The sequence below is a fragment of the Enterobacter sp. LU1 genome (assembly GCF_008271405.2).
Taxonomy (GTDB): domain Bacteria; phylum Pseudomonadota; class Gammaproteobacteria; order Enterobacterales; family Enterobacteriaceae; genus Enterobacter; species Enterobacter hormaechei_C.
Window position 1 is genome coordinate 4,333,689 of the sequence record NZ_CP043438.2, and the last position, 22,444, is coordinate 4,356,132.

Annotated in this window: 19 protein-coding genes; 11 read left to right on the plus strand and 8 right to left on the minus strand. The window is 56.2% G+C overall.

Going from position 1 to position 22,444, the window contains the following annotated elements:
- The first annotated feature begins 95 nt into the window (after positions 1–95).
- Positions 96–533, plus strand: coding sequence for a universal stress protein UspA (gene uspA / locus FZF21_RS20815; RefSeq protein ID WP_003861223.1), 438 nt, complete (start codon positions 96–98; stop codon positions 531–533).
- A gap of 91 nt (positions 534–624) precedes the next feature.
- Here the strand turns inward: uspA and rsmJ are convergent, their stop codons facing one another.
- The gene (rsmJ, locus tag FZF21_RS20820) at positions 625–1,377 is read right to left on the minus strand and encodes a 16S rRNA (guanine(1516)-N(2))-methyltransferase RsmJ (protein WP_017693818.1); all 753 of its coding nucleotides are present in this window, start codon (positions 1,375–1,377) and stop codon (positions 625–627) included.
- A 7-nt stretch (positions 1,378–1,384) separates the two neighbouring features.
- Positions 1,385–3,427 (minus strand): oligopeptidase A, encoded by a 2,043-nt coding sequence (prlC, locus tag FZF21_RS20825; RefSeq protein WP_017693817.1) that lies wholly within the window; start codon positions 3,425–3,427, stop codon positions 1,385–1,387.
- Between the two features lie 208 nt (positions 3,428–3,635).
- Between prlC and FZF21_RS20830 the strand changes: the two genes are divergently transcribed.
- The 4 genes from FZF21_RS20830 (at position 3,636) to FZF21_RS20845 (ending at position 8,251) form a co-directional block, all read left to right on the plus strand.
- Positions 3,636–4,478 (plus strand): 23S rRNA (adenine(2030)-N(6))-methyltransferase RlmJ, encoded by an 843-nt coding sequence (locus FZF21_RS20830; RefSeq protein WP_006808562.1) that lies wholly within the window; start codon positions 3,636–3,638, stop codon positions 4,476–4,478.
- 70 nt (positions 4,479–4,548) lie between these two features.
- Complete coding sequence (gene gorA, locus FZF21_RS20835) at positions 4,549–5,901, plus strand: glutathione-disulfide reductase (RefSeq protein WP_017384179.1); 1,353 nt, start codon at positions 4,549–4,551, stop codon at positions 5,899–5,901.
- A gap of 171 nt (positions 5,902–6,072) precedes the next feature.
- Entirely contained in the window at positions 6,073–6,360 is a 288-nt protein-coding gene (locus FZF21_RS20840) for a hypothetical protein (RefSeq protein WP_015571509.1), read from the plus strand.
- Between the two features lie 241 nt (positions 6,361–6,601).
- Positions 6,602–8,251, plus strand: coding sequence for an alpha,alpha-trehalase (locus FZF21_RS20845; protein WP_015571511.1), 1,650 nt, complete (start codon positions 6,602–6,604; stop codon positions 8,249–8,251).
- A gap of 57 nt (positions 8,252–8,308) precedes the next feature.
- Here FZF21_RS20845 and FZF21_RS20850 read toward each other — a convergent pair whose 3' ends face one another.
- Positions 8,309–9,895, minus strand: coding sequence for an STY4199 family HEPN domain-containing protein (locus FZF21_RS20850; protein WP_047736852.1), 1,587 nt, complete (start codon positions 9,893–9,895; stop codon positions 8,309–8,311).
- A 146-nt stretch (positions 9,896–10,041) separates the two neighbouring features.
- Here FZF21_RS20850 and FZF21_RS20855 point away from each other — a divergent pair, with 146 nt between their 5' ends.
- Together FZF21_RS20855 and FZF21_RS20860 are read left to right on the plus strand one after the other, a co-directional pair.
- Positions 10,042–10,575, plus strand: a complete 534-nt coding sequence (locus FZF21_RS20855; protein WP_047736849.1) for a GNAT family protein — start codon at positions 10,042–10,044, stop codon at positions 10,573–10,575.
- 77 nt (positions 10,576–10,652) lie between these two features.
- The gene (locus FZF21_RS20860; RefSeq protein WP_015571514.1) at positions 10,653–10,991 is read left to right on the plus strand and encodes a lysozyme; all 339 of its coding nucleotides are present in this window, start codon (positions 10,653–10,655) and stop codon (positions 10,989–10,991) included.
- On the opposite strand, the gene FZF21_RS20865 is transcribed toward FZF21_RS20860, so the two are convergent.
- Together FZF21_RS20865 and FZF21_RS20870 are read right to left on the minus strand one after the other, a co-directional pair.
- A complete protein-coding gene (locus FZF21_RS20865) occupies positions 10,970–11,572 on the minus strand; it encodes a response regulator transcription factor (RefSeq protein ID WP_032104620.1) in 603 nt (200 codons plus the stop codon). The genes FZF21_RS20860 and FZF21_RS20865 overlap by 22 nt on opposite strands.
- Positions 11,573–11,746: 174 nt before the next feature.
- Entirely contained in the window at positions 11,747–12,505 is a 759-nt protein-coding gene (locus FZF21_RS20870) for an SDR family oxidoreductase (protein WP_023304593.1), read from the minus strand.
- 119 nt (positions 12,506–12,624) lie between these two features.
- On the opposite strand from FZF21_RS20870, the gene FZF21_RS20875 reads away from it, so the two are divergent.
- The 3 genes from FZF21_RS20875 to FZF21_RS20885 all read left to right on the plus strand — a co-directional run bounded on the left by FZF21_RS20875 (position 12,625) and on the right by FZF21_RS20885 (position 16,183).
- Complete coding sequence (locus FZF21_RS20875; RefSeq protein ID WP_017384184.1) at positions 12,625–13,524, plus strand: LysR family transcriptional regulator; 900 nt, start codon at positions 12,625–12,627, stop codon at positions 13,522–13,524.
- Between the two features lie 50 nt (positions 13,525–13,574).
- Complete coding sequence (yhjD, locus tag FZF21_RS20880; RefSeq protein WP_023295574.1) at positions 13,575–14,600, plus strand: inner membrane protein YhjD; 1,026 nt, start codon at positions 13,575–13,577, stop codon at positions 14,598–14,600.
- A 260-nt stretch (positions 14,601–14,860) separates the two neighbouring features.
- Positions 14,861–16,183, plus strand: a complete 1,323-nt coding sequence (locus FZF21_RS20885) for an MFS transporter (protein WP_045328534.1) — start codon at positions 14,861–14,863, stop codon at positions 16,181–16,183.
- 510 nt (positions 16,184–16,693) lie between these two features.
- Here the strand turns inward: FZF21_RS20885 and FZF21_RS20890 are convergent.
- Together FZF21_RS20890 and pdeH are read right to left on the minus strand one after the other, a co-directional pair.
- Entirely contained in the window at positions 16,694–18,736 is a 2,043-nt protein-coding gene (locus FZF21_RS20890) for an AsmA family protein (RefSeq protein ID WP_015571520.1), read from the minus strand.
- A gap of 65 nt (positions 18,737–18,801) precedes the next feature.
- Positions 18,802–19,575, minus strand: a complete 774-nt coding sequence (gene pdeH, locus FZF21_RS20895; RefSeq protein ID WP_017384185.1) for a cyclic-guanylate-specific phosphodiesterase — start codon at positions 19,573–19,575, stop codon at positions 18,802–18,804.
- Positions 19,576–19,805: 230 nt separating this feature from the next.
- On the opposite strand from pdeH, the gene FZF21_RS20900 reads away from it, so the two are divergent.
- Positions 19,806–20,735 (plus strand): sugar kinase, encoded by a 930-nt coding sequence (locus FZF21_RS20900; RefSeq protein ID WP_017384186.1) that lies wholly within the window; start codon positions 19,806–19,808, stop codon positions 20,733–20,735.
- Between the two features lie 62 nt (positions 20,736–20,797).
- Here FZF21_RS20900 and FZF21_RS20905 read toward each other — a convergent pair whose 3' ends face one another.
- Entirely contained in the window at positions 20,798–22,288 is a 1,491-nt protein-coding gene (locus FZF21_RS20905) for a pitrilysin family protein (protein ID WP_006808577.1), read from the minus strand.
- Between the last annotated feature and the right edge of the window lie 156 nt (positions 22,289–22,444).

The following is a 22,444-nucleotide window of genomic DNA, read 5'->3' on the forward strand; positions in this document are numbered from 1 at the left end:
AAAGCTTGAAAAATATGTTTAACTGGGCCGTAATGAAAGCATCAGACGACGGCTTTCCCATTTAGTCATCGATAACTTAAGGAAGGAGTAACACTATGGCTTACAAACACATTCTCATCGCGGTAGACCTCTCCCCGGAGAGTAAAGTGCTGGTTGATAAAGCAGTATCCATGGCACGTCCCTACAACGCGAAAGTTTCGCTGATTCACGTTGATGTGAATTACTCCGACCTCTACACCGGTCTGATCGACGTGAATCTCGGCGATATGCAGAAACGCATCTCCGAAGAGACTCACCACGCGCTGAGCGAGCTTTCTACCAACGCGGGCTATCCAATCACTGAAACCTTAAGCGGTAGTGGCGATCTGGGCCAGGTGCTGGTTGATGCGATTAAGAAATACGATATGGACCTGGTGGTATGCGGTCATCACCAGGACTTCTGGAGCAAGCTGATGTCTTCCGCGCGCCAGCTGATTAACACCGTACACGTGGATATGCTGATTGTTCCACTGCGTGACGAAGAAGACGAGTAAGTGCAAAAAAGCCCGGTGGCGCTAACGCTTACCGGGCCTACAAGCGGCACTGAATGTAGGCCGGGTAAGGCGAAGCCGCCACCCGGCTTTTTTATTCTGGCGTTCCCGAATAAATATCAAACCGATGCCCTTTCGTGGTCACCGCGTTAGTGGTCGCAACGTCCGCCAGCGGCGGCGCATAGTCCGGCCGCTTCACCACCACCCGCTTCGTCGCCAGCTGACGAGCCGGCTCCAGCAGGCCATCGGCATCTAAATCTGGCCCCACCAGAGACTGAAACACCCGCATCTCTTTCTTAACCAGCGCGCTTTTCTGCTTATGCGGGAACATGGGGTCGAGATAGACTACCTGCGGGCGCGGGGTGATATCGGTCAGCGCCGTCAGGCTGGAGGCATGAATAAGTTGCAAACGTTCCTGCAACCACGGGCCGATTTCCGGGTCCGCGTAGCCCCGCGTCAGCCCGTCGTCGAGCAGCGCGGCGACAACCGGATTACGCTCCAGCATCCGCACCCGACAGCCGACAGACGCCAGCACAAAGGCATCGCGCCCCAGCCCCGCCGTGGCATCCACCACGTCCGGCAGATAGCTGCCTTTAATGCCGACCGCTTTGGCCACCGCTTCACCGCGACCGCCGCCAAACTTACGCCGGTGCGCCATCGCGCCGCCGACAAAATCGACAAAAATCCCGCCAAGCTTTGGCTCATCGAGCTTGCGCAGCTCCAGATGTTCCGGCGTCATCACCAGCGCCATCAGGTTGTCTTCATCATGTTCCAGCCCCCAGCGGGCCGCCAGAACAGATAAGGCGCCGTCCCCGGCGCCTGTTTCATCTACTAAGCAGATCTTCACGTAGCAATCAGCCTTTGATTCCGTAATGCTCCAGCATCGCATCCAGCTGCGGCTCGCGGCCACGGAAGCGTTTGAACAGCTCCATAGGCTCTTCTGAACCGCCGCGCGTCAGGATGTTATCAAGGAACGACTGACCGGTTTCGCGGTTGAAAATCCCCTCTTCTTCGAAGCGCGAGAAGGCATCTGCCGCCAGCACGTCGGCCCACAGGTAGCTGTAGTAGCCTGCGGCGTACCCGCCTGCGAAGATATGGCTGAACGCGTGCGGGAAGCGTCCCCAGGTCGGGCCTGGAATAACCGCGACCTGCTTTTTAATCTCAGCCAGGGTTTCGAGGATTTTCGCCCCCTGCTCCGGGCTGAACTCGGCGTGCAGGCGGAAGTCGAACAGGCCGAACTCCAGCTGACGCAGGATGAACATCGCCGCCTGGTAGTTTTTCGCCGCCAGCATTTTATCCAGCAGTTCTTTCGGCAGCGGTTCGCCCGTTTCGTAATGGCCGGAGATAAATGCCAGCGCGTCCGGCTCCCAGCACCAGTTTTCCATAAACTGGCTTGGCAGCTCGACCGCATCCCATGGCACACCGCTGATACCGGCGACGCCAGCGGTTTCGATGCGGGTCAGCATGTGGTGCAGGCCGTGACCGAACTCGTGGAACAGGGTGATCACTTCATCGTGGGTAAACAGCGCAGGTTTGCCGCTCACCGGGCGGTTGAAGTTACAGGTCAGGTAGGCGACCGGTTTTTGCAGGGAACCATCCGCTTTACGCATCTGGCCCACGCAGTCGTCCATCCACGCCCCGCCACGTTTGTTTTCTCGCGCGTAAAGATCCAGATAGAAGCTGCCGCGCAGCTCGTTTTTCTCGTCATACAGCTCGAAGAAGCGCACGTCCGGATGCCAGACGTCGATGTCGGTACGCTCTTTCGCGGTAATGCCGTAGATGCGTTTCACCACCTCGAACAGGCCGTTAACGGCTTTGTTTTCCGGGAAGTACGGACGCAGCTGTTCGTCGCTGATGCTGTAGAGGTGCTGTTTCTGTTTTTCGCTGTAGTACGCGATATCCCACGGCTGAAGCTCGTCCACGCCGAACTCCGCTTTCGCAAAGGCGCGCAGCTGAGCCAGTTCTTTTTCACCCTGAGGACGGGCGCGTTTCGCCAGATCGGTCAGGAAGTCGAGCACCTGCTGTGGGTTCTCAGCCATTTTGGTGGCGAGGGATTTATCCGCGTAGCTGTCGAAGCCCAGCAGCTGTGCCAGCTCGTGGCGCAGAGCGAGGATCTCCGCCATCACCGGGCTGTTGTCCCACTTACCGGCATTCGGCCCCTGATCGGAGGCGCGGGTGCTGTAGGCGCGGTACATCTCTTCGCGCAGGGCCTGGTTGTCGCAGTAGGTCATCACCGGCAGATAGCTTGGGATATCCAGCGTTAACAGGAAGCCTTCCTGCTCTTTCGCTTCGGCCTGGGCTTTTGCCGCCGCCAGCGCGCTTTCCGGCATACCCGCCAGTTCAGATTCATCGGTAATCAGCTTCGTCCAGCCCATGGTGGCGTCGAGGACGTTGTTGCTGTACTGGTTGCCCAGCTCGGACAGGCGCGCGGCGATTTCGCCGTAGCGCACCTGTTTTTCTTTTGGCAGGCCAATCCCGGACAGTTCGAAATCACGCAGGGCGTTATCGACCGATTTTTTCTGCGCCGTGTTCAGTTCGGCATAGTGGTCGCCGTCGCGCAGGTCGCGGTAGGCTTTGTAGAGCCCCTCATGCTGACCGACCCAGGTGCTGTACTCAGAGAGCAGCGGCAGGGTCTGTTCGTAGGCCTCACGCAGCTCCGGGCTGTTTTTCACCGAGTTCAGGTGACTCACCGGGGAGAAGATACGCCCCAGCACGTCGTCCACTTCGGCCAGCGGCTGACACAGATTTTCCCAGGTGTACGGCACGCCCTGCGCGACCACGTTTTCTACCGCCGCACGGCAGTTGTTCAGCGACTGGGTAACGGCCGGAACCACATGCTCAGGGAGGATTTTAGAAAACGGTGGCAACGAAAAAGGCGTCAGTAATGGATTGGTCATAAACGCTGTCCTGTTGAAATAGATGAATGAAGCGCGCATCCGGCGCTGTGCATATTGTTTTCAGTAATGGGGTTAAGTGTAGAGGATTTCAATGCCGAAGGTTGTCGAAAAACGCCCGGTGGCGCTGCGCTTACCGGGCCTGCGGGTAATCTGTGCCGTTCTGCTGTAAACTGTGGCAAATCGTCAATTCAGCGGAATATCATTACCCATGCTCAGTTATCGCCACAGCTTCCACGCAGGCAACCACGCCGACGTCCTCAAACATACCGTTCAGAGCCTGATCATCGAATCGCTTAAAGAAAAGGATAAACCGTTCCTTTATCTGGACACCCACGCGGGCGCGGGCCGTTATCAGCTGAGCGGCGAGCATGCCGAGCGTACTGGTGAATATCTGGAAGGGATTGCGCGTATCTGGCAGCAGGACGATCTGCCTGCCGAGCTGGAGCCGTACATTGGCGTGGTGAATCACTTCAACCGCAACGGCCAGCTGCGTTACTACCCGGGTTCACCACTGATTGCCCGCCAGCTGCTGCGCGAGCAGGACAGCCTTCAGCTGACAGAGCTGCACCCGAGCGACTTCCCGCTGCTGCGTTCTGAGTTTCAGAAAGATAACCGCGCCCGCGTCGACAAAGCCGATGGCTACCAGCAGCTGAAAGCCAAACTGCCGCCGGTTTCCCGTCGCGGCCTGGTGCTGATCGACCCGCCGTACGAAATCAAAACCGACTATCAGGCGGTGGTGACCGGCATTAACGAAGGTTACAAACGCTTTGCGACCGGCACCTATGCCCTGTGGTATCCGGTAGTGCTGCGCGCGCAAATTAAACGCATGATCAAAGACCTCGAAGCGACCGGCATTCGTAAAATCCTGCAAATTGAGCTGGCGGTGCGCCCTGACAGCGACCAGCGCGGCATGACCGCGTCCGGCATGATCGTCATTAACCCGCCGTGGAAGCTCGAAGCACAGATGAACAACGTGCTGCCGTGGCTGCACAAAACGCTGGTGCCAGCCGGTACGGGTCACGCCACCGTGAGCTGGATCGTGCCGGAGTAATCGCAGCCATCGGTGGAAACTATTGATTTCAGGTATACAATCGCGGCAATTCACGATTAAGGACAACGCTATGACTAAGCATTATGACTACATCGCAATCGGCGGCGGCAGCGGCGGCATCGCCTCCATCAACCGTGCAGCCATGTACGGCCAGAAGTGTGCGCTGATTGAAGCCAAAGAACTCGGCGGCACCTGCGTGAACGTGGGTTGTGTACCGAAGAAAGTGATGTGGCATGCCGCGCAAATCCGTGAAGCTATCCATATGTATGGCCCGGACTACGGCTTTGACACCACCATCAACCACTTCGACTGGGATAAACTGATCGCCAGCCGTACCGCCTACATCGACCGTATTCACACCTCGTACGATAACGTACTGGGCAAGAATAACGTCGACGTGATCCGCGGCTTCGCCCGTTTCGTGGATGCGAAGACGATCGAAGTGAACGGCGAGACGATCACCGCCGATCACATCCTGATCGCCACCGGTGGCCGTCCGAGCCACCCGAACATTCCGGGCGCGGAATACGGTATCGACTCCGACGGTTTCTTCGAGCTGCCTGCTCTGCCAGAACGCGTTGCCATTGTGGGCGCAGGTTACATCGCGGTTGAGCTGGCCGGCGTGATTAACGGCCTGGGAGCGGAAGCGCACCTGTTCGTGCGTAAACACGCGCCGCTGCGCAGCTTTGACCCGCTGATCGTCGACACGCTGGTCGAGGTGATGAACGCCGAAGGCCCAACCCTGCACACCAACGCCGTGCCAAAAGCGGTGGTGAAAAATGCGGACGGTAGCCTGACTCTGGAGCTGGAAGATGGTCGCAGCCAGACCGTTGATTGCCTGATCTGGGCGATTGGTCGTGAACCGGCCACCGACAACTTCAATCTGGCCGCAACCGGGGTGAAAACCAATGAAAAAGGCTACATTGTCGTTGATAAATTCCAGAACACCAGCGTACCGGGCATTTATGCCGTCGGTGATAACACCGGCGCCGTAGAGCTGACGCCGGTTGCCGTGGCGGCGGGGCGTCGTCTTTCCGAGCGTCTGTTTAATAACAAGCCGGACGAACATCTGGACTACAGCAACATCCCGACCGTGGTCTTCAGCCACCCGCCAATCGGTACCGTCGGCTTAACCGAGCCGCAGGCGCGTGAGCAGTACGGCGATGACCAGGTGAAAGTGTATAAATCGGCGTTTACCGCGATGTATACCGCGGTCACCTCGCACCGTCAGCCGTGCCGCATGAAGCTGGTCTGCGTGGGCCCGGAAGAGAAGATCGTCGGCATCCACGGCATTGGCTTCGGCATGGACGAGATCCTGCAAGGCTTCGCGGTGGCGCTGAAGATGGGCGCAACGAAGAAAGACTTCGATAACACCGTGGCGATCCACCCGACTGCGGCGGAAGAGTTTGTGACCATGCGCTGATCGGTCTGATCCGCAACAAAACCGGCCAGCTGGCCGGTTTTTTTATGCCCTGGGCAGGTAAACCCAACGGCTGTACAAACGGTAACAAAATAACCCGCTACCTGCGGTGGAATTAACTAATCTTAGAAAGCGCTACGCGTTCGCCTGTTACTACGGAAAAAGATTAGAGATATGAAAATGCACGTAAAGATCACCGCAAAACTGATGGCCAAAATGCACCTTGTTCTCGCGCTGGTATGGGCGATACTGACGATTCCTACCCTGCTGTGGTGGAAAAACAGCATTCTGTGGGTGTCGTTAATGAGCATTTACGCCATCGTGATTTCCCATCTGGCTGCGTACAGCGCCGCCCATGCGGAAAAAGCGGCCAGCAAGGCGATGGATAAAAGCGAAGGCGCCAGCCAGAAAGCCAATCAAACCGCCAACAGCCTTCAGGGCGATGCGCGTCAGGCACATTAATCCGTGCTTATATGCAGAATACCGAATGCTCTGAATTTTATTCCTGCTCTGTTTCCAAAGATTCTGATTTAATAATTTCATAATCAAAGGGATATCTGACTTTCAGCGTGTTTAAATCCATTTTGAAAGCGTGATCTACCGCACACTTCGCACCGCATTAACCGAAGCGAATGTCTACGCTTAAAAGATAGCCGGGAAAAACCCGTATTTGTTACGACAAAAACCGGAGGTCCTGAACACCATGTTCAACCAGAAACTACAGACTGCCGAGGATATCGAGTTCGAGATTGCAGAAGAGCTGCGCTACGAAACCGATCCCTGTGAGTTAAAACTGGATGAGATGATCGAGGCAGAGCCGGAACCGGAAATGATTGAAGGACTGCCGGCGTCCGATGCCCTTACGCCCGCAGACCGCTACCTTGAACTGTTTGAACACGTCCAGTCGTCGCGGCTGTTTGCGGACAGCAAAACCTTTCCCGACTGCGCGCCGAAGATGGATCCGCTGGATATTTTGATCCGCTATCGCAAGGTGCGTCGTCACCGTGATTTTGACCTGGCGCGCTTTGTGGAGAATCACTTCTGGCTGCCGGAGGACTACAGCAAAGAGTACGTCTCTGACCCCGGCCTGTCCCTGAAAGAACATATTGATAATCTGTGGCCGGTGCTGACGCGCGAACCGCAGGATCACATCCCGTGGTCGTCGCTGCTGGCGCTGCCGCAGGCCTATATTGTGCCCGGCGGGCGATTCAGTGAGACCTACTACTGGGACTCTTACTTCTCCATGCTGGGGCTTGCTGAAAGCGGTCGTAACGATCTGCTGAAATGTATGGCCGATAACTTCGCCTGGCTGATTGAGCGCTACGGCCATATCCCGAACGGCAACCGTACCTACTATCTCAGCCGCTCACAGCCGCCCGTTTTTGCCCTGATGGTGGAGCTGTTTGAAGAGGACGGCGTGCGCGGGGCGAAGCGCTATCTTGAGCATCTTAAGATGGAGTACGCCTTCTGGATGGACGGGGCGGAATCGCTGCTGCTCAATCAGGCCTATCGCAGTGCGGTACGCATGCCGGATGGCTCATTGCTCAACCGCTACTGGGACGATCGCGACACGCCGCGAGATGAATCGTGGATTGAGGACGTGGAAACCGCCCGTCATTCCGGTCGTCCGCCGAACGAGGTGTATCGCGACCTGCGCGCCGGGGCAGCCTCAGGATGGGATTACTCATCCCGCTGGCTGCGCGATCCTGCGCGGCTGGCCAGCATCCGCACGACACAATTTATCCCCATTGATTTGAACGCATTCCTGTTCAAACTGGAGAGCGCTATCGCCAATATCTCCGCGTCGAAAGGGGATAAAGAGACGGCTGATCTGTTCCGCCAGAAAGCCAGCGACCGGCGCGCGGCGGTGAACCGCTATCTGTGGGACGAAGAGAACGGCTGTTATCGTGATTACGACTGGCGGCGTGAAGCCCTGGCGCTGTTCTCTGCGGCCAGCATTGTGCCGCTGTATGTGGGCATGGCGACGCATGAGCAGGCTGAACGGCTGTCCGATGCCGTTAAAGCCCGTCTGCTCACGCCGGGCGGTATTCTCGCCACCGAATATGAAACCGGGGAGCAGTGGGATAAGCCGAACGGCTGGGCGCCGCTCCAGTGGATGGCGATCCAGGGGTTCAAGCAGTACGGCAACGACTCGCTGGGAGATGAGATCGCCTGGAGCTGGCTGCACACGGTGAACCATTACTACAAAACCCATCATAAGCTGATTGAGAAGTACCACATCGCCAGCAGCACGCCACGCGAAGGTGGCGGGGGTGAGTATCCGTTGCAGGATGGCTTCGGCTGGACGAATGGCGTGGTGCGGCGGTTGATTGGGCTGTATGGGGAGCCCTGAGCCTCACCCCTAACCTTGCCCCTCTCCCCTGAGGGGCAGGGTGAGGGGGAAAAATAATCAGCGGATCACTTCATAAATGGCAGTCTGGATGGACTGCCATTTTTTTGTGCTGGCATCGGGCTGCGTCTTCGCGCGGCGCGTTGCCATATCGGCGTCGTGCTGCTGGCGTTTCACCACCGCGGGAACGGTACAGAATGCTTCCAGGTACTGCTTACGCATAGGCGTCAGCGATTCGCCGTTCGCCATCGCATGGCTAAGCGTATTAATAAAGCGTCGGCAGGGCTTTTGCTCTGTCATTTGCAGGCGGTAGCGCAACATTACTTCCAGTACATCGTCGTAGCCTGCCGACAACGCCTCCTCCGTCCATGACATTTTCCAGTCCATCCCGCCCTGCAAAAACAGGAGCGCCACGCGGGTGTCATTGCGATTGATGGCCGAGCGGAAATTATTCTCATCCCAGGTAACACCCATGCGGGTTAACGTCTCGCGTGAGGAAGGCGTTTCGCGCATCTCCTGCACCTGCGCGGGAGATGCCGTACTGGCCACAGCCGGCTGCGGTTTACTGCTGGTCACCAGCCAGAATCCCCCCACGACAATCGCGATAACCATCACGCCAACCGCTCCCCACAGCACGCCGGAAATCAGCTGTTCGCGCTGCTCTGGCGTACGCGCGGCGCGCTGAGTCGGTTTTTCTATACTGTCGCGCACTTCAAAAAGATCGCCGCCTGTGGTGCGGTCCATTTTTTGCGCCTTTTCCCAGAACGCGTGCAGCTCGCTTTCGTCCACCGCCATCAGCGCCGCCGGGTTAACGCGTGTCCGCCCTTCCTCAAACGCGCGCTGAACGGAGCGGGTGATCTGCGTGTAATAGCAGTCGAGCAGCTGGATTTGCGCCCCGCTTAACGGCTGCTGCACGGTGATGCTGTTGCGGATTTGTCGAATATCTTCGAGGAAGGTTTGCAGGGTTTTGCGGGGCTCTACCAGCAGCGTCAGCATGTCCGGAGCGTTAAACAGCGGCGCGTAGTAGCGGCTAAATTCTTTTTTATCCACCAGCAGCTGGGCCAGTTCGCTGAACAACATGCCGCTCAGAACATCATTAATCTCACCGTTTTTCAGCCAGCGACGCACGCGTTCAGCGTTAAACAAGGTCTTAAGATGATTATTCAGCCGCACCGGATCGGGCCACGCCTGCTGTATCAGCCCTTTAATCATCAGCTCAATGGCACGCACCTGTTTCTGCGCCTGAAGCTGGCTCTCCTTCTCTGGCACACTCCCGGTATCGTAGGTCAGGAGGGGCTGTTGCAGACGCAGATATTCAAGGGAGGTGACGAAGCGCATCGCCGCAATCAGCTGATTTTCGCTGACATCCTGCCCGCTTTCATACTGGGGAACACGCTGCTGAAGCAAGCGTAATTGCAGCGTAAAGGCCGTCATTTCCGCATCATTCAGATTCAGCTTCCTGGCTACGGCGCCCCACCCGCCCAGCCCCAGGCGGGCGCTATCCAGTTGCTCCAGAAACCAGCGTGGATCTTTTCCTTCAGAAACATGTACATTCAACAGAAGTAAAATTTCAACAGACGCCTGACGGATCGCCGCCAGACAGTGTTCAAACTGTTCGCGGGTATGATGCGATGAGCTAATCATCATTGTTTTCCTTGAGAGACAATGAGTACCGCTAAAGCGGCATTAAAAGTCGTTTTTCTTTTTATTTATATGAGGTTAAACATACCTGACTTTCTGTTGAAATAAAGTGACAACCTTATAATCATTTGCAATGCCTCCGGAGGATCGTCATGCCCGCCTTAACCACCGCGCGTCTCACCTGCTCGCCGCTGCAAGAGCAAGACTGGCCCTTTTTTCTGTCGCTACAGCAAAATCCTGAGGTGATGCGTTTTGTCGCCCCTGCGCGTAGCGAGGCGGACATTCGGGAAGCCTTTGAGTCTCGTCTGTTGCCGTGGATGCCGGGCAGCTCGCACTGGCTCTGCCTTGTGGTGCGTGAGACGGCCAGCCAGACGCCGCTGGGCGTAACCGGCTATGTGCACCGGGAAGCAGATTGTGCTGAAGTCGGTTTTCTCTTTGCGCCCTCTGCGCAGGGGAAAGGTTACGGCTTTGAATCTCTGCGGGCTGTGTGTGATTTCGCGCTGACTAAGGGTAATATCCGTCGGCTCACCGCCACCGTGACGGCGGGAAATATCGCCTCAAGGCGACTGCTGGAAAAAACAGGTTTTCAACTGGAAGGTGAGTTGCGTGAGAGTTATTTCCTTTCAGGGCAATGGCATAACGACTGGCTATTCGGTTTACTGAAAAAGGAATTCCCGTTCAGTTAAACCTGATCAACAGCCATTTGGCGGATATTTCCCCGGCGGCGTTTCCTCTATAGTCGCGCCACTAAGAGGAAACGCTTATGACGGGTTATGCAATGCAGATATCTTCTGCTGCAATCGCATTAATTAAAAAACAACAGGGTCTTTCCCTGGAGAAATACCGTGACGAAAAGGGTATATGGGTTATTGGTTATGGTCACGTGATTCGCCAGTGGGAAAAATTTAACAGTCTCATCACGCCGATTGAGGCGGAGAATTTGCTTTTTAATGATATTCAATTATGTGAGGCGCTGCTGCGGGAAATGAACAAACGCCCATTAACCCAACAGCAGCATGACGCCCTGATATTAACCCTCTTCAGTTTTGGGGAAGAGTCCCCTCTGCCTGAGAAGATCCTTCAGGCCGTCGCCCGGGTGTAGTACATCGCGGCCTGCGTCCGGTTTTTGACATCAAGACGCCGGAAAAGCGTCTCAAGATGGGCTTTTACCGTTGCCGCACTGATATTGAGATTACGACCAATCTCTTTATTGGACTCTCCGGCCGCCAGTAACTTCAATACCTCACGCTGGCGCTCGCTTAACACTGCCAGTTCATCCTGAGAGGAGTGCTGCTTCAGCCACTCGCCGGGAAAACAGACCATTCCACGCGATACGGAATCCAGCACTGCGGAAAAGCGTTCGGGATTCGCATTGCGGGGAACTATCGCCACCACGTTGCGCTGAAACATTTGCTCAACCCAACGTCGCTCTTTTTTCGTTAACACCAACACCACGCGCGACGCTGGAAAACGATCCATAATCTCTTCCAGTAAAGCCACACCATTATCACGAATTAAATACCCATCTATCATGACGATAGCGGAGGGTGACGCGGATAATTGCGCCCATAATTCATCAGTCTGACGAGCCCCTGTCATCTCTATTTTCGGAATTAACTTCTGCAAACTGTACATCGCTCCATGAATAAATAATGACTGCCTGTCAAACATGATTACTCGCATCGTTTTACTCCTCTGAGAATAGCGAAGGGGGATTCTACAGAGGCATTTTTTAAGAAAAAACTCAATGAATGGAGAGGTTACAAATCACCCAGCTCTCTTTATATCTTCCAGCATTTAGACATACCTGTTTTAAGGATTTCCTTAAGAGGGTTCCCTCCCCCTCAAGACTGAACATTACAGGAACATACCGCCTGAAACTTCAATACGTTGCGCATTCATCCAGCCCAGTTTGTCACTGAGCAACGCCGCAATGGCGTCACCAATATCATCGGGCAGGCCCACGCGTCCCAGCGCTGTCTGCGAGGCCAGCAGCTGGTTAAGCTCCGCATTATCCCGCACGCGTCCGCCCCCAAAGTCGGTTTCAATCGCGCCGGGCGCGATGATATTGACGGAAATTCCACGCGCACCAAGCTCTTTTGCCTGATAGCGGGTCAGCACTTCCATCGCCCCTTTCATTGCCGCGTAGGTGCCTGAACCGGGCTGAGTAAAACGGGCCAGTCCGCTGGAGACGTTCAGGATCCGCCCTCCGTCTTTTATGAGCGGCAGCAGCTGTTGCGTGAGGAAAAACGGCCCTTTGAAGTGAATGTTCAGCGCATCATCAAATTGCGCTTCCGTCGTCTCGGTATAGGGTGCGTACAAGCCCGTGCCTGCGTTGTTCACTAAATAGTCAAAGGTGTCACGTTGCCAGACGTGTTTGAGGGTATCCTTCACCTGCTGAGCAAAGCGCGAAAAGCTTGCCGTATCGCCGACGTTAAGCTGCAATGCTGCCGCTTTTCCACCTGTTCCCTCGATTTCGCGCACAACTTCCTGCGCCTCCTGCTGGCTGTTGTTCCAGGTCAGGATGATGCCTGTCCCTTCCGCGGCCAGCTTCAAAACGGCATTTTTCCCCAGGCCGCGGCTACCGCCCGTCACTAAAGCAATACGTTCACTCATAATTCACCTCGTTTCGGCTGTGATGAAGATTGAGAAAGAGCTTATTAGATGGTAGAAAATCAATAAATAGTGCCGTCAGCGCTTCACTGTTTCATTCATAACAACAATGACCAACATCTATGGATAAAATACACGCAATGCAGCTTTTCCTTCGGGTCGCGGAACTGGAAAGTTTTTCCCGCGCGGCGGAGACGTTAAGCCTGCCAAAGGGGAGCGTATCGCGACAGATCCAGGCACTGGAAAACGCACTGGGCACGCAGCTGCTGCACCGCACTACCCGCCGCGTCAGCCTGACGCAGGACGGCATGGTTTATTACGAGCGCGCTAAAGATCTGCTGATGAATCTGGACGAACTGGACGGCATGTTCCTGCACGACCCTTCAACCATCAGCGGTCGGCTACGTGTGGATATGCCCGTTGCCATTGCGCGAAATGTAGTCATTCCGAAACTGCCTGCATTTTTACAACAGTTTCCCGGCATTGAGCTGGAGCTGAGTAGCAGCGATCGTCTGGTCGATGTCATCCGCGAAGGATTTGACTGTGTGGTTCGCGTGGGAAACTTAAAGGACTCCGGGCTTATCGCCCGCCCGCTTGGGAAACTCTCGGTGATTAACTGCGCCAGCCCGGATTATCTGACGCGATTCGGCTACCCTGAGACGCTGGACGATTTGGCTTCGCATGCCCTCATCCACTACTCCGCCACGCTGGGCACGCGTCCGCAGGGTTTTGAGTATTACAACGGCAGCGCGACCCAGTGGGTAAAAACGGGAGGCGTATTGACGGTTAACAGCACTGAAACCTATCAGGCCGCCTGTATCGCCGGGCTTGGCATTATTCAGGTTCCGCGCGTCGGGGTACGTGATGCCCTGCGCACGAAAAAACTCGTTGAGATCCTGCCGCAATACCGGGCTGAACCGATGCCCGTCTCCCTCATTTATCCCCACCGCCGTAACCTCTCCCGCCGGGTGCATGTGTTTATGGAGTGGCTTACCGAACTCACAAAAGGTTACGTCGACTAGTCACAAGCTATAATTCAGTAACATCCAGCTCAACGAAAAGGAAAATGCGCGTGACGCCGGAAAATAACCCGCAACGACCGACTCAACATTTAGATTATGAACCCATCAAAAAGATGGATAACGAACCTGAAGCGCCGAAAGAGCCTGGAACGGCCAGCAAAGCGCTGGGCACCGTGACCGGCATAGCCGAAAAAATTCAGCAGATACCCGCGATTGCTCACCTGATACGCGCCGCTGAGCGCTTTAACGACCGCATGGGAAATCAGTTTGGCGCAGCGATTACCTATTTCTCGTTCCTGTCGATGATCCCCATCCTGATGGTGTCATTTGCCGCCGCCGGTTTTGTGCTGGCGTCTCACCCGACGCTGTTGCAGGACATCTTCAATAAGATCCTGACCAACGTCAGCGACCAGACGCTCGCCGCAACGCTCAAAAGCACCATCAACACCGCCGTGCAGCAGCGTACCACCGTGGGTATCGTCGGGTTGCTGATTGCGCTCTATTCCGGGGTGAACTGGATGGGCAACCTGCGTGAGGCTATTCGCGCCCAGTCGCGTGACGTCTGGGAGCGTAGACCGCAGGATCAGGAGAAGATATGGGTGAAGTATCTGCGCGACTTTATTTCGCTGATTGGGCTGCTGGTGGCGCTGGTCATTACGCTCTCCATCACCTCGGTCGCCGGTTCCGCGCAGCAGATGATTATCTCCGCGCTGTACCTGGATTACATTGAATGGCTGAAACCGGCCTGGCGCGGCATTGGGCTGGCCATTTCTATCTTTGCTAACTACCTTCTGTTCTTCTGGATCTTCTGGCGTTTGCCCCGCCATCGTCCGCGCAAGAAGGCGCTGATGCGCGGGACATTGATTGCCGCCATTGGTTTTGAGGTGATCAAGATTGTGATGACCTATACGCTGCCGTCGCTGGTGAAGTCTCCCTCCGGCGCGGCCTTTGGTTCGGTGCTGGGGCTGATGGCTTTCTTCTATTTCTTCGCTCGCCTGACGCTGTTCTGCGCCGCGTGGATCGCCACGGCAGAGTATAAAGATGACCCGCGCATGCCGGGTAAAACCCACCGCTGATATCATGTCGGGCTGATATTTCAGCCCGATTCGCCATTTCAGCATATAAATCCAGGCCGTAACTTTTATTTAACGCAAAACCAGTTTTAATGACTGATATTTAAAAAGTGTGAAGCATTTCATAGAAGTGTTTTCGCTGGTCTGAAAATTATCCGCTTTTTGTTGCTTTTATGACCACACCACGCCTTTGTTACAGATTGAAATGTCGCTTTCGCTATGCCTAATATGGCCCTTCGTTCGTCCAAAAATAAGAAAATATTATGCAAGCAACAGCCACCACACTTAACGAAGGGGCGGAACACGTTCCGGTCAACTCGCGCAATAAAGTCGTCGTCGCATCGCTGATTGGCACCGCCATTGAGTTCTTCGACTTTTATATTTACGCCACCGCTGCGGTCATTGTCTTTCCGCATATTTTCTTCCCTCAGGGCGACCCGACGGCAGCCACGCTACAGTCTTTAGCCACCTTTGCTATCGCCTTCGTTGCGCGTCCGATTGGTTCAGCGGTCTTTGGGCATTTTGGCGATCGCGTCGGCCGTAAAGTGACGCTGGTTGCCTCGCTGCTGACGATGGGGATCTCCACCGTCGCCATCGGCCTGCTGCCGACCTATGAAACTATTGGCATTCTGGCGCCTGTGCTGCTGGCGCTGGCGCGCTTTGGGCAGGGTCTGGGGCTGGGCGGGGAATGGGGCGGCGCGGCACTGCTGGCGACCGAAAACGCCCCGGCGCGCAAACGTGCCCTGTATGGCTCTTTCCCGCAGCTGGGCGCACCGATTGGGTTCTTCTTTGCTAACGGCACCTTCCTGCTCCTCTCCTGGCTGCTGACTGATGAACAGTTCATGAACTGGGGCTGGCGTATTCCATTCGTCTTCTCTGCCGTGCTGGTGCTGATTGGCCTGTACGTTCGCGTGTCGCTGCACGAGACGCCGGTCTTCGCTAAAGTCGCCGCGGCGAAAAAGCAGGTTAAAGTTCCACTGGGGACGCTGCTGACCAAACACCTCCGCGTGACCGTGCTGGGCACGTTCATCATGCTGGCAACCTACACGCTGTTCTACATCATGACCGTTTACTCCATGACCTTCAGTACCGCCGCCGCGCCGGTCGGCCTGGGCCTGCCGCGTAACGAAGTGCTGTGGATGCTGATGATGGCGGTCATCGGATTTGGTGTGATGGTGCCCATCGCGGGCCTGCTGGCGGATAAATTTGGCCGTCGTTCAAGCATGATCGTCATCACCTCGCTGATTATTCTGTTCGCGCTGTTTGTCTTCCCGCCGCTGCTGGGGTCAGGTAGCCCTGCGCTGGTGATGGCGTATCTGCTGATTGGCCTGAGCCTGATGGGGCTGACTTTTGGCCCAATGGGCGCGCTGCTGCCGGAGCTGTTTCCGACTGAAGTGCGTTACACCGGCGCGTCGTTCTCCTATAACGTTTCGTCGATTCTGGGCGCCTCGGTGGCTCCGTATATCGCCACATGGCTTCAGGCGAACTATGGCCTGTTCTATGTGGGTGCCTATCTGGCGGCAATGGCAGCGCTGACGCTGATTGCGCTGCTGCTGACGCACGAGACGAAGCATCAGGCGCTGTAAGTGAATGCCGGGTGGCGGCTACGCCTTACCCGGCCTACGATTCAGCCCTCACCCACAGGGCTGAGGGCTCCCCACAAAATAATGCCTGCACAGACGGCCCCCTCTCCCTTGAGGGAGAGGGCTGGGGTGAGGGGGAACATACGGCTCTGGTGGTCATTCCGTTCACTTTATGTTCCTTGCTACTCTGTCACGACATGACCGGTGAACGTGCCAGGGTGGCTCAGTCGCCACCACCCTGGCGACCCGGGCTTCCGGCGGAAAATCGCCGCTTCGCGGTGCCTTCGGCTTATTCCTTCCGGCTTATCAGGGACGGGCGGAGGTAACATCCCTGTAAAGCCCGCCCTCTCGGCGCATCCCTGCGCCTCGCCCCGGCCTACAGGAAACGCCTCAGCGATTTACAGCCGGACCGAGGCATCGCTGAAAGCCCTCAGTTATTCTGAGGCAACGTTATAGCTTTTGCTTTCAAATTACTGGAGCCCCCTCTCCCCACAGGGAGAGGGAGAAACGGGACTACTTCTTCATCTGCGACAAAATCGTCCGACACTGATTCGCTTCGCCTTCTGACGGCGAAATCAACGCCAGCAGCGCCGCCGCAGGGGTGACCAGCGTAGCGAGCGCGGCGGCGACCGCACCACGCGCAATCAACGGCCCGGCCTTCACGCCCGCCTGCGGATCTTTGAAGGTCCCGCGAACGTACAGCGGCGAGCGCAGGGTGATGATACGAATGCCTTTACTTTCCGGATCGATGGTTAAATCCAGCTGCTCGGACGCCATGCTGGCGGTACCGGTGACGTTGATAACCGCGTTTTCCGTGTCGAAAGCGAAGATCTGCGGACGCGCCACGCCGTTGACCAGATCCAGATTTGCCGCCGCGCAGTTAACGCGTACTTCGTCGTCACCGAAGATTTGCCCGATGATAAAGTTCCCGACGTTCAGCCCCAGGATCTCCATCAGGTTACGGCTCACCAGCCCGTCGTTCATCAGCAGCTTCAGGTTGCCGTTTCCGCTACCCAGCAGCGCCGCTACCGAGTTACCCGTGCCGCGAATATCCGCGTCGCCGTTCATCTCACCGAGGGTTTTCTGCATCAGCTCCACGTCCGGCATCAGCTCTTTCAGCTTCAGCCGACGCGCCTGGATCTCCGCCCTTCCCTGCATCGGCTTTTTATCCCCCTCCAGGTGGATATTCGATGAGATGGTTCCCCCGGCCATGCCAAACTTCAGCGGTTGCAGGCGCAGGTCGGCGTTTTTCAGGATGATATGGGTCGAGAGGTTGCTCAGCGGCAGCGTGCTGCCATGCTCAATTTTACGTCCTTTGAAGCGCACATCCGCATCCATCACGTCCCATTTGTCGGTTTCGAAGCGGTCATAGGGCAGCACTTTACCCGCAGGCTGAACGTCCTTTTTAACCTCTTTAGACTTCGTGCCTTTGCCCGAATCTACGCCAATCAGCGGACCAAGATCGGCCAGACGCAGCTGGCGGGATTCAACGTCCCCCTCCAGTTTCGGGCGCGGTTTACCGGTGGTGTAGGTCAGCGTGCCGTGGATATCGCTGTCGCCGATGCGGCCGTTGAATCCCCGGTAGTCAAAGACGGACGATTTTTCGGTGTTGATTTTGGCAACCAGGCGCCCGTCCGTTTCAAACGGCGGGGTATCCGGCAGCAGCACGCCGGTCAAATCGTACAGTTCACCCAGCGAATCCCCGGCAAACTTAAGCTGGAGGTCGACGCCGCCCATGTTCATCGGGTCGTTAACCGTGCCCACGAACGCCACGCGGGTGTTGCCCGAGCGGAAATCCGCCTGCACCGGGAACGGCGTGCCCTCACTCCTGAGCGCCAGCATGCCGCCGATTTTGCCTTTACCGGTCAGCGGCTGGCCGTTGTAGCGCCCTTTCGCCGTCAGGCCGAAGACGTAATCGCCCGCTTTGCTGTCATCGCCTTTGGCTTTACTGCCCGTCACTTCGCTAAACGGCAGAGGCTTACCCAGCGGATCGACGAGGATCTCCACGTCAGCCTTACTCACCTTATCGTCAATGGCGATCCTCCCCCGATCGAACAGAATATTGTCGAGGCGGAAAGACCACGAAGAGGGCTGCGCATTCTGATCTTTATCGCCGCTGCTGGCGAGATCAAACGTCCAGTTGTTGTTTTTCTCTGACAGGCGAATCAGCCGCGCGTCGGGCTGCTGAAGTTTGATCCACGGCAGATACACCGTTTTGGTTAACAGGGCTAACGGCGCCAGCGTGGCTTCCACGCGCGGCAGGTGGATCATGGTCACTTCGGGGATGTCCGGCGGGTTGCCGAGAATGATGTCGTCGGCGTGAACGTGCGGCCATGGCACCCAGCTTCGCCAGCCGGTTTCCTCTTTCTGGCGCTCCCACACGACACCCAAATCGCCACGTATTGCGAAGGGGCGGTTTAGCTCGGTTGAGACTTTCTGGTTGATGGTCGGTTTGAGCCGGTTCCAGTCAAACGTGGCGATAATGATGATTAAGACCACGATCAGCAACAAGAAAATCCCTGCTGTCCAGGAAATCACCCTGGTTGTTTTTGTCATTGTTGTCCCCTTTCCTGATGAACTTGCCTCTAAAACTATAGTTCAGACAAAGGGAAGCGGGCAGATCAGAGGGTGGTTATCACCTTTTCCAGGGTATTCATGGGGACAGGACGAGAGAGGAAATAACCCTGTGCCGCCGCTGCCGGGGAATTTTGCACGTCGCGCCACTCCTCCAGCGTCTCTACGCCTTCCACAATGACGCCCTGGCAATAGCGGTTCATCAGTTGCAGGAGCATCGTAAACAGGTTCCGTCCCTCCGGCGTCTGGCGCAGCATGATAAACAGATCGCGGGCCACTTTGATGTAGTCATAACGCACTTCGCTCAGGGCGGAGAAGTTGGCCATACCGGTACCGAAATCATCCAGCCACAGCGGGCCAAACTCACACATCGAGGCAAACGAGGAGTCCTGTGGCAGCTGAACATGTTCCACCAGCTCGAAGCGCATCCACGGCAAGGTGGCAATCAGCGCCTGCAATGTCGCGTTCTGACGTAACGCCATCAGGGTTGGGCCATCCACGTTCACCGACGCCAGAATACCGTGCTGCTCGAAGAACGCCTGCTTCGTCGCCAGCATTCTCAGCTGCTCTTCCAGCACGTCGATACGCTGACGCACGGCAACCTCCGCAAAATAGCGGTCCGGTGCAATACGCTGTGAAGGATTCGATGGATGAGTGACGACCGTTAACACCTCAATCGCCATTAACCGACCGTCGGTACGGTAGATGGGCTGATAGGTGTACGCTCGCTCACATTGCAGCCAGTAGCGATGCTCCTGCAAGTTCTCAATACTTGCCTCAGGCGTAGTGCTCAGCCGCTGGATAACCTGCTCTGACTTCATTTCGGATGTCCTGTTGTATGGGATAGCCTTTCTGGACTCGTCACTGAGTTATCGGCCCGCCAGGTGAGAACTTTATGTTCAATTCACCGGGAAAATGAAATTAAGATGACAGAAATATGCCGGAATACGCGCTGGCTCAAAAAAAATAATGGAACGTCGTTTTAATATAGTTGACCATAAAAAACACACAGCGCACACTACCCTTAATTACTTTGTTCAGGTTCACGACTATGTCTAAAAAAATTGCCGTGATTGGCGAATGCATGATTGAGCTGTCCCAGAAAGGCGCGGAAGTCAGCCGCGGTTTTGGTGGCGATACATTGAACACCTCCGTTTACATTGCCCGTCAGGTCGCCCCCGACGCGCTGAGCGTGAGCTACGTTACCGCGCTGGGAACGGACAGCTTCAGCCAGCAGATGCTGGAAGCCTGGCAGGGTGAAAACGTTGGGACCTCGCTCATCCAGCGAATGGAAAACCGCCTGCCGGGTTTGTACTACATCGAAACCGACAGCACCGGCGAGCGCACCTTCTATTACTGGCGTAATGAAGCGGCCGCCAAATTCTGGCTGGAAAGCGAGGCCGCCGCTGCCATTTGCGAAGAACTGGCGACCTTCGATTATCTCTACCTGAGCGGGATCAGCCTGGCGATCCTGAGCCAGGAGAGCCGTGAAAAGCTGCTGTCACTGCTGCGCGAATGCCGGGCCAATGGCGGTAAGGTGATTTTCGATAACAACTACCGTCCGCGTTTGTGGGCCAGCCGCGAAGAGACGCAGCAGGTCTACCAGCAGATGCTCGAATGCACCGATATCGCCTTCCTGACGCTGGATGATGAAGATGCTCTGTGGGGCGAAAAACCGGTTGATGAGGTCATTGCCCGGACGCAGGCTGCCGGGGTCAGCGAAGTGGTGATCAAGCGTGGGGCGGAGTCTTGCCTGGTGGCGGTTGCAGGTGAAGCCGTGACAGAGGTGCCGGCGGTGAAGCTGGCGAAAGAGAAGGTAATCGATACCACGGCGGCGGGAGATTCTTTCAGCGCGGGGTATCTGGCGGTACGTCTGACGGGGGGAACGCCGGAAGCGGCGGCGCAGCGCGGTCACTTGACGGCCAGCACGGTGATTCAGTATCGCGGAGCGATTATTCCGCGCGAGGCGATGCCTGCTTAAGGACTGTGCGGGCTGATGCCCGCACCCTAACCCTCTCCCTCAGGGCTGAGGGAACGCAGAGCTTACTGGCCCTGCGGAATATCGCTCGCATCCTGGTGTAAATCATCGGCTGCCGTTTGCGCTGGCTGCGGCGGCGTCGCCATGATGGCGTTCCAGGTGGCCTTCAACTCTTTCATGTCATATTCCGGCTCACCTTTCGGCTGCAACAGAATCAACGCCATATCCTGCGACAGCTGCTGACGCAGATCCTGATTCAGCATCTCCACGGTCAGACCGTTCAGGAAGTCCTGACGGAGTTTCTGATACTGCTCCGGCGCGATATCCACCACCTGATTCTGCAAGGAGCGAATGCGCTGGCTGATTAAGATATCGGTATCGGCGCGGGCATAGGTGGCGAACAGTTTCTGCAATTCGAGGGATTTCTGCGCCACCAGCGCGTTAAACTCCTCTTCAGACAGGCCCTCTTTCCGCACTTTAGCCAGCTCTTTCGCCACCACGCCGAGATTGGCATTCAGCTTATCGCCCGGCGATTCCACGTTAATGGCGCACTGGGCGCGCTGGAACAGCACTCGGCAGTCAAAGCCCAGGCCAATATCTTTCACGTTGTTCTTGCTGAGCGTCTGCTGAACGTGCCAGAACAGCGCTTCACGCGCGAGATCCGCACGCCAGTAACGCAACAGCGCAGAAGACTCGCGGATCGGCTGCCAGGCCGTATCCCACATCATTGAAAGACGATCCTGACGCACGGTATCCGTCATGATGCTGACCGTCTCAGGACGCAGCGGGGACAAGGTAGGAACAGGGGCGGGCGTTTCACGCTTCCCTTTCAGATCGCCAAATGCTTTGTTGATCTGTTCTATCACCGCACGGCTGTCCACGTTGCCCACCACAATCAGGGTCATGGCATCCGGGGTGTACCACTGCTGGTAGAAAGATTTCACCTGCGCGGCATCAACCGGCTGTTTCAGCGGCTCTGCCGGGTCGTGGCCAAGCAGCGTTGACCCTTTCAGGCGGTAGCGCCACCAGCCTTCTTTGGTATCCGTCGGCCAGGTCGCCACCATGTCGCTGTTGCTCAACGCATAGTTAACGGTCTCAGGCGTAATCGCCAGTTTGCCGGTGGCATCCGAAAGATAGGTCAGTGCTTCTTTAAGCAGATCGTTACGGTTGTTGGGCAGGCTCAGGTTAAACATGGTGTAGTCATAGGAGACCACAGCCGGGGGCAGCGGGCGTTTCGGATCGATGGCCTGTTGCCATAAAGAACGCACCTGAACCGCCTGCAAACTGCCGCTCTGGGTGAGCGCCAGTCGAGGAATAAAGTGGCTTAAGCCGGTCTGCTGGGTGCTTTCAGTGAGGGAGCCGGTATTCACAGAAAGACGGATTTCAATGCGATCGCTCGGACGTTGCGGAGTGGATAATACCTGCCACTGGAAACCGTTCGCCAGTGTTCCCTGTTGCCAGGCCGGGTCTGGCTGGAGCGCATCTGCCTGCACATAACTGGCTGCTGCCATCATCAGCAAACCGCCGGTTAAGAGTCGAATTTTTGTGCCCTGCATGTGAACCCCTGATCAACATTCCTGGTTAAAGAGAGTGTCTCGCGACGTGAGCACTCAAAGATGACGATGAAAACCTTCCGATTAGACAGCGTGTTCGGCTAAACGTCACGGGCGGAAGTGAAATATACCCAAAAAAAATCTTGTCGAATTATGACA